The sequence below is a fragment of the Lawsonella clevelandensis genome (assembly GCF_003241315.1).
GTDB classification, from domain to species: domain Bacteria; phylum Actinomycetota; class Actinomycetes; order Mycobacteriales; family Mycobacteriaceae; genus Lawsonella; species Lawsonella clevelandensis_A.
The window spans coordinates 1-1,482 of sequence record NZ_QFOZ01000023.1 but is presented as its reverse complement, the minus strand read 5'-3'; the positions used below and the strand labels follow the sequence as shown (position 1 = coordinate 1,482).

Sequence of the window (1,482 nt, the reverse complement as noted above, 5' to 3'; positions counted from 1 at the left end):
TGTTATGTGTCACTACCTTTTGCGCGCTTAAGGTCATGACATTGTTTACACCTAATGTCATGACATTGTGCACAGTTTCGTGACCTTTTATGCTGTGTGTCGGACACAATCGGATAATGAGTAAGGCAATTCCTCCGGAGATTCGCCGGAAAATTATTGAGTTCGACCCCTTCGACGGTCACGGTCTATCTATCACCGCGTTTTGTGAACAGTTGAAGATCTCCCGCCGCACGTTCTACAACATCCGTGCCCGATACGATGAGGAAGCAGGTGCCGCGTTGCATCCGCATTCCAGCGCCCCGATCACGCCAGCAAGGACCTACGACGAGCACGTGACCACAGCACTGCTTGTGATCCGGAAGCGTTTGAAAACCCAGGGCTGGGACTATGGTCCCATCTCCATTCGGTTTGAAGGTATTGCATCAGGAGAGCTAGCAGATCCGGTGCCGTCCGTATCCACGATTGCTCGCCTGTTGCGTGCGGCAGGAGCTGTGGAATCAAACCCGAAGAAACGCCCCAAGATCACCCGTGTTCGTTACAAACGAACACCTGTCACCATCTATCAAATCATCGATGACGCTACCCGCTTCGATGTCGGTACCTGCGCCTATGCGGCACACGAAAACTCTAAAGATGCCACAGATGCTGTACGCAAGGCCATTGCCACCTTTGGTGCCCCGCATGAACTTCTCAGTGATAATGGGGCTGCTTTTAACCAGCTACGCAACGGTGTTGTTGGCCCCTTGGAGGCCTACCTGGCATCGGTTGGGTGCTTGAGTATTTCCGGCAGGCCACGCAACCCGCAAACTCAAGGTAAAGACGAGCGTTCACACCGCACACTGTTTAGATTCTTGGAGGCACACAAACCAAAAACACTGAAGCAGTGCGAGGTGCTGATTGATAAGTATCGAGATCAATACAATAACCGGCGACCACACCAGGGCCTTCCAGAGTGTGTCACCCCGGCCACAGCGTGGCACCTTGTTGGGGTTGTGCCACCTCAAGACCCGATCCCACTGGAGGTGCTAAAGCAGAAAGCAGAAAACTACGCGCTTCAACGTGGTAACGCTTACCTCACCTCGGGGGTTATCCGCCAGGATGAAAAACCACCACGTCCAAAACGAAACGGTGGAGTCACAGGTTATTCACGTCCCAGTATTGCTGACTCAGATGACGACGGTTTCGATACGGTGACTGTCACTGAAGCTAATCAGATGGTGTTTTTCCAAGGGATGCGCATTGCTGTTCCCCGATCGATGAGAAACAGAAGTTTCCACCGCACAGTCACAGAAAGCGAACTTGGCTTTTGGGATGCCGAAGACGGTGAACTCGCTTTGTCGATCCCGCTTCCCGTGGTCGCTATCGCAAAGACAACGGCATACATCAACTCCTACAACATCAAAGGCGTGTGGATGAAGGATCCACCCAAACAATGGCGTATCAAACACGAAAAAGCCCAAAAACGATTCGCCACCATTAGCC

General features: G+C 52.2%; 1 protein-coding gene. It reads left to right on the top strand.

Annotation, left to right across the window (positions count from 1 at the left end; translation table 11 throughout):
- Positions 1-116: 116 nt before the first annotated feature.
- Positions 117-1,482 (top strand): integrase core domain-containing protein (locus DI579_RS07200; RefSeq protein WP_303679017.1); only part of this gene is annotated, 1,366 nt, incomplete at its 3' end.